This window comes from Microcoleus sp. Pol12B3, assembly GCF_036701355.1.
Classification (GTDB): domain Bacteria; phylum Cyanobacteriota; class Cyanobacteriia; order Cyanobacteriales; family Microcoleaceae; genus Microcoleus.
Genome location: NZ_JAUBQS010000123.1, coordinates 1 through 5945 on the forward strand (window position 1 = coordinate 1; position 5945 = coordinate 5945).

At 45.7% G+C, this 5945-nt stretch carries 8 protein-coding genes; all 8 read left to right on the plus strand.

Going from position 1 to position 5945, the window contains the following annotated elements:
• A partial coding sequence (locus QUA53_RS28365) for a glutathione S-transferase C-terminal domain-containing protein (RefSeq protein WP_333101129.1) occupies positions 1 to 298 on the plus strand: 298 nt, incomplete at its 5' end.
• 96 nt (positions 299 to 394) lie between these two features.
• The gene (locus tag QUA53_RS28370; protein ID WP_333101128.1) at positions 395 to 1969 is read left to right on the plus strand and encodes a GMC family oxidoreductase N-terminal domain-containing protein; all 1575 of its coding nucleotides are present in this window, start codon (positions 395 to 397) and stop codon (positions 1967 to 1969) included.
• A 47-nt stretch (positions 1970 to 2016) separates the two neighbouring features.
• Positions 2017 to 2796 carry a glutathione S-transferase C-terminal domain-containing protein gene (locus QUA53_RS28375; RefSeq protein WP_333101127.1) on the plus strand — a complete coding sequence of 260 codons (780 nt, stop codon included), beginning with the start codon at positions 2017 to 2019 and terminating at the stop codon, positions 2794 to 2796.
• Positions 2797 to 3080: 284 nt separating this feature from the next.
• A complete protein-coding gene (locus QUA53_RS28380) occupies positions 3081 to 3398 on the plus strand; it encodes a DUF4278 domain-containing protein (protein WP_333101125.1) in 318 nt (105 codons plus the stop codon).
• 60 nt (positions 3399 to 3458) lie between these two features.
• On the plus strand, positions 3459 to 3917 hold the full coding sequence (locus tag QUA53_RS28385) for a cupin domain-containing protein (protein ID WP_333101124.1): 459 nt from the start codon (positions 3459 to 3461) through the stop codon (positions 3915 to 3917).
• 66 nt (positions 3918 to 3983) lie between these two features.
• Positions 3984 to 4466, plus strand: a complete 483-nt coding sequence (locus tag QUA53_RS28390) for a hypothetical protein (protein ID WP_333101123.1) — start codon at positions 3984 to 3986, stop codon at positions 4464 to 4466.
• Positions 4467 to 4523: 57 nt separating this feature from the next.
• The gene (locus QUA53_RS28395; RefSeq protein ID WP_333101122.1) at positions 4524 to 5006 is read left to right on the plus strand and encodes a hypothetical protein; all 483 of its coding nucleotides are present in this window, start codon (positions 4524 to 4526) and stop codon (positions 5004 to 5006) included.
• 16 nt (positions 5007 to 5022) lie between these two features.
• Positions 5023 to 5817, plus strand: a complete 795-nt coding sequence (locus QUA53_RS28400) for an SDR family oxidoreductase (RefSeq protein WP_333101120.1) — start codon at positions 5023 to 5025, stop codon at positions 5815 to 5817.
• Positions 5818 to 5945: the final 128 nt, after the last annotated feature.

The following is a 5945-nucleotide window of genomic DNA, read 5'->3' on the forward strand; positions in this document are numbered from 1 at the left end:
CGCGTCATTTGTTTTCTCACCGGATGGTCTTGGATTTTACATTCTTTATCTCTATCACATCTTTAAAAAAATGGTATCAGACTTTCTGGCAGATAAACCGTTTTTTATGGGAGATCAACCCACTTCGTTAGATGCAACGGCTTATGCCTACGTCGGTAATGTCATTAAGGCACCCTACACAAGCCCAATTGTTGACTATGTTCTCCAGCGCTCGAACCTCTGCCAACACTATGAGCGAATGACTCAGCAGTTTTTCAATAGCCAATCATTAAGCCAAGTAACTCTCGTTCATTGCTAAATCATAAGTGAATCTGATTCGGCGATCGCTTTAAGAACTGGCAAAAAATATTCGCTCGCTTCAAAGTGCATTACAGATAGCGAAAAGGAGAATGTTATGACTCGATACGATTACATTGTGATTGGTGCAGGCTCAGCAGGCTGTGTGGTTGCCAATCGTCTTACCGAAGATACTGAAACCTCTGTGCTGTTGCTCGAAGCGGGCAATCCAGCAACTAAACCAGAAATTCAAACTCCTGTAAGCTGGACAAGCTTATTGGGAACTGAAGTGGACTGGGCATATTTCACAGAACCAGAACCGTATCTCAATGGGCGCAAAATTTTTCATCCACGCGGCAAAGTTGTCGGTGGCACCAGTGTAATCAATGCGATGATCTACATTCGAGGCAATCGCCACGATTTCGACCATTGGCAATCACTCGGCAATCCAGGCTGGAGTTACGATGATGTATTGCCCTACTTCAAGAAATCAGAAAACCAGCAGCGAGGCGTGTCCGAATTTCATGGTGTTGATGGAGTCTTGAGCGTTACCGATCCTCTAGGGCCTGCCGTCACCTCACAGCGATTTGTCGAAGCAGCAGAGCAACTAGGCTACGCTCGCAATCCCGATTTCAATGGCGTACAACAAGAAGGCGCAGGACTATATCAATTAACGGTCAAAGATGGAAAGAGACACAGTGCAGCAGCAGCATTTCTAGTGCCGATTCTTGATCGCCCTAATTTAACCGTGCAAACGGGTACCTTAGTGACTCGGCTATTGTTTGAGGGAACGCGCACGGTTGGAGTAGAGTATCTACACGAAGGAATGCTGCATCAAGTTCATGTTGATCGGGAAGTGATTCTGTCAGCGGGTGCGTTTGATTCTCCTAAACTGCTGATGCTCTCTGGAATTGGCAATGCAGAATACTTACGATCGCTCAACATTCCTATTGTTGCTGATTTACCCGGTGTAGGTCAGAACCTTCAAGATCACATCAATGTTCCACTGACACATCGAGCCACTCAATATCTGCAACCTGCGCTAACGAGCAATATCGCAGAAGCTGGAATGTTTTTGCATACTGAAGGTAATCTAGATGCTGCGCCAAATTTACAATTTTTCTCAGATCCAGTGCTGTGGGTTCCTCCTGGGTATCCGAACGAAGGGCCGGGATTTGGCACCGGAGCCTGTTTGACTCGCCCCCAGAATCGCGGCAGCGTCACTCTGAGATCGACCAATCCCAACGAATCACCTTGTATTCGGATGAACTATCTCCAGCATGAGTCTGATGTGCAAAAGTTGGTGCTGGGATTGAGAATCATCCGTAAGTTATTCAATACCGATCTATTCAATGAGTTTCGAGGTGAAGAAGTGGCTCCCGGTGTGGATGTGACCAGCGATGAAGCACTCCAAGCTTATGTTCGGAACGTGGCAGATACAGTCTGGCATCCGGTCGGCACTTGCAAGATGGGAACCGATCCAATGGCAGTCGTAGACCCTGAACTGCGGGTACATGGGGTTGATAAGTTACGGGTTGTGGATGCATCGATTATGCCAAGTATTACCACGGGAAATACGAATGCGCCCACCATTATGATTGGCGAAAAAGCAGCCGATTTGATTAAAGGTGCAGGGCATATTTCCGAGCAAGAGCGACAAAGCAATAAGACGCGATCGCTAGTTAGTCATTGAAGCCTTACCGATCGAGTTACGAAACATCATCAACCCGTTTCAATAACATGAAGGAGTTTGAAAAAATGATTACCTTATACACTGCACCATCCTTTCAGGAACTACCTAGCATCAGCCCACCCTCTCTAGAGCTTGAAACTTGGCTCCGGATGGCAAACCTGCCCTACAAAAAGGTCATTATCACAGCACAAAGTTTTGAGCTTGCCCCCAAGGGTAAAATTCCCTTTATAGACTATCAGGGAAAACTGATTGGTGATGCCTTCTTAATCATCGAGATGTTCAAGCAAACAGAAGGGATCGATCTCGATGCTGGTTTGACTCCCGTTGAGCGAGCGATCGCTCTAGCGTTCCGCCGCATGATCAAAGAGAACATCCTCTGGGGAGCAGCCGAAGTTCGCTACGGCATAGAAGAAAACTGGCAACGCTTTCGAGCAGTGGTAGCGGGTGCGCTCTTCCCTGAGACCCCACTAGAAGTATCAGAACCGTTTGCTGAAGAGTTTCGTAAAACGGTGATCTCTCAGATGCACAGTCATGGCATCGGTCGTCACGCTCATGAGGAAATCAGTCAGATTATCTGTGCTGATTTTCAAGCTCTCTCAGACTTTTTGGCAGACAAACCGTTTTTTATGGGAGACCAACCCACTTCGTTAGATGCGACTGCCTATGGCTACATTGGTAATTTTTTGCAGCCCCGCTTTGAAAGCCCAATCGTTGATTATCTGCTTGAGCGATCAAATCTCTGCAAGCACTACGAACGAATAACGCAGCAGTTTTTTGCTGATAGCGCTCTTGAGCGTCTACGTTGCGAAGCACAGATTGCTCGTTAACCGAATTAACTCTCATTCATCAGATGCGATCGAGGGAATCCTTCGATCTCGCTTTTGTTTGCAAGACAAAGGCGCTCACGAAGTGTCCGTAGATAATCGCCAATCCTACAAAGGTCTTAAGTATATCTACTTACTCTATCACCAAAAGTTAACAAGGATTGCTCTCTTTAGTTAATAGGTGAGTCAAGACGTTTTTCAGATGTTTCTCTCCAGCAGAATATCTACGATAAGGACAGTTAAGCGCATTACTTAACCCCAACACAAAACGAATCAGGAGAAAAATCATGAAACTCATCTATCGCGGCACCACCATCAATTACGATCCAGCTAACATCAACGCCCATCGTCCAGCTAAGCCCACTTTTGAATCAGCTTATGAATTGATTTATCGAGGACAGACCTATCGGGTTGAGCCAACTGCTGTTAGACAACCTCCTGTAAAACCAACTGAATATGAACTAATTTATCGCGGTATTACTTATCAAGTGAAGCGAAACGAACAAGGCGAAGTGATATCGATGACTTCCTGTACAAACCTTTTCAAACACAAAACATCAACCAATCCTGCAAAGCAAAAAGCTACTGGCGAATATTCAGTTTAGATGTAGCGATCGCCATGTTGATAAAAAAGTTGGCATGATGAAACCAGGAGAAAACTACTGATGATCTTGACCGAGCGTTGCATGATTCCCATTGCCAAGTCTCCCCAAGAATACCAAGCTTATCGGATTAGTTCTGATTCCAGTAATAAATTAGCTATCGCATTTGATCCGCTCAGAGATGATGTCTCATTCACCTGCTGTGTCGAAATATTTGATGTCGGCGGAAAGACACCTCCAAACCGCCATATGTATGCGACAGAAATGTTTTTTGTCCTCAGAGGGGAAGGACGGGCGACTTGTGATGGCAAGACGATATCGATTCGGGAAGGCGATAGTCTTTTGGTGCGTCCAACTGGCACTCATATACTTGAAAACACCGGGGGAAGTCGCTTGTATACCCTAACGATTATGGTACCAAACGAAGAGTTTGCTGAACTGATTCGCAGTGGAACACCAGCAGAACTGGATGAGGAAGATTTAGCTGTACTGCGGGGGAAAGCTTCACCAATTTTATGCTAACTGGGGAGCCGCCGAGAATCGCTTCATCCCGTTTGTTCACATCAATTGATTAATGGAGTTACTCTGATGATTCATCACCTTTCTATTGCTGCTGAAAACCCCCAGCACGTTGCACAAGTTCTGGCGGAAATCTTGCAAGGGCAACCGACACCCCATCCTTTCAGTCCAGGCGGCTATATCGTTTTTACTTTTGATGAATATGGGACAGAAATTGAAGTTTATCCTTTGGGAATAGAAGTCGCGCCCGGTAATAATGAGGAGCTACGAGCTTATTTACAAAATCCAGCTACTTCAAAGTTCACAGCAACTCATGCCTTTATATCGGTACCCATTAGTGCCGAACAAATTGAGCAAATTGCGGCTCGTGAGGGTTGGCTTCTACAACGCCCTGAGTTCGGCTTCGACTATCTTATGTTTTGGATAGAAAACAGAATGTTGCTAGAGCTGCTCCCTCCAGAAATGAGCGCTCAATACATGGCGTTTACACAACCAGAAAACTTGAGAAAATATTTCGTTTTTCCTGATAGCCAAGAAACATCTAAAAGTTAATGGATTGTGCCTCGTAAATAACCACCCCAAATATCATTAATCAATGGAGTTATTCTGATGATTCACCACATTTCTATTTCTGCTGAAAACCCACTTCACGTTGCGAGTGTACTGGCAGAAATTTGGCACGGAAAGGTCTTTAAGTTTCCCTATCCCGGTAGTTATGTCGTGTTTCCCTTTGACAACTACGGCACAGGAATTGAAGTATTTCCTTTGGAGTGCGTAATGGTTCCAGCTTCTGACACGGAACCTAGCAAAGTTATCCAAATTCCGAATTCATCGGTTTTTGTCGCCACCCATGCCGCAATTTCTGTCCCGGCTTCTCAGGAACAGCTTGAGCAAATCGGGAAGCGTGAAGGTTGGCAAGTTGCCCTTTGCAATCGCGGACCCTTTAATGTGATCGAGTTTTGGTTAGAAAATCGCCTGATGTTGGAATTTCTACCCCCTGAATTTGCAACTCAGTATTTGCAGTCTATTCAACCACAGATCGCAGAACAAGTGTTTGGTCAGCCAATTCAGGCGAGCGCGTCAGTTTGTTAGTTTTGAGGATAAATTCATGGCTCAATTTACCGAAAAAGTTGTAATTATCACAGGTGGAGGGTCTGGAATTGGTCGAGCGACAGCGATCGCATTTGCCAAAGCAGGAGCCAAAGTTGCGATCGCTAATCGTCGCGAGGATTCTGGTTGGGAAACTCTACGATTAGTCAGAGATGCCGGAGGAGAGGGTATCTTTGTCAAAACGGATGTCACGAGTGAGGCTGATGTTCAGACATTAATCAATACCACAGTCAACACTTACGGACGACTTGATTATGCTTTCAATAATGCCGGAGTCGAGCAAAAGCCAGCGCCATTGATGGAGCAAACTGAAGCAGAATTTGAGCAAGTCATCAATACCAACGTTAAAGGGGTCTGGCTGTGCATGAAATATCAGATACCAGCCATGCTCAAAAATGGCAGTGGAGCGTTGGCAGAGCCGCTCTGCAAGAGCATCGTGAATACTTCTTCCTTTGCGGGTGTGAATGGTTTTGCCACGATTCCTATTTACAGTGCAAGTAAGCACGCAGTTCTAGGTCTAACAAAATCCGTGGCATTGGAATTTGCTAAACACGGGATTCGGGTAAATGCAATCTGCCCAGGTGCAGTAGGTGAGACAGGGACTTTTGAACGGAGTTTTGGAGGCAACGAACAAGCGATCGAGTATGCCAAAACCCTGCATCCGATCGGTCGCATCGGTACACCAGCAGAGATTGCCAGTACGGTGATGTATCTCTGTTCTGAAGGTGCACGTTTCATTACAGGTCAATCATTCATTATGGACGGTGGGTGGAGCGCAGGAGTCGTGCCTTAAGGGAGTGTATAAAGCCTCATCTTTGAGGATAGTTTTTAGAGGGTCTGGCTCGGGAGCATCCCGGTTTTGTAAATGGTTAAAAGTATGATAAGAGCCAAAAGTTTTCGCCCTGCGCTATATGATAGAAC

Excerpts from the sequence above, each read along its gene's own strand:
- QUA53_RS28390 (WP_333101123.1), top strand. The coding sequence starts at position 3,984 with ATGATTCATCACCTTTCTATTGCTGCTGAAAACCCCCAGCACGTTGCA.
- QUA53_RS28385 (WP_333101124.1), top strand. The coding sequence starts at position 3,459 with ATGATCTTGACCGAGCGTTGCATGATTCCCATTGCCAAGTCTCCCCAA.
- QUA53_RS28380 (WP_333101125.1), top strand. The coding sequence starts at position 3,081 with ATGAAACTCATCTATCGCGGCACCACCATCAATTACGATCCAGCTAAC.
- QUA53_RS28395 (WP_333101122.1), top strand. The coding sequence starts at position 4,524 with ATGATTCACCACATTTCTATTTCTGCTGAAAACCCACTTCACGTTGCG.
- QUA53_RS28400 (WP_333101120.1), top strand. The coding sequence starts at position 5,023 with ATGGCTCAATTTACCGAAAAAGTTGTAATTATCACAGGTGGAGGGTCT.
- QUA53_RS28370 (WP_333101128.1), top strand. The coding sequence starts at position 395 with ATGACTCGATACGATTACATTGTGATTGGTGCAGGCTCAGCAGGCTGT.
- QUA53_RS28375 (WP_333101127.1), top strand. The coding sequence starts at position 2,017 with ATGAAGGAGTTTGAAAAAATGATTACCTTATACACTGCACCATCCTTT.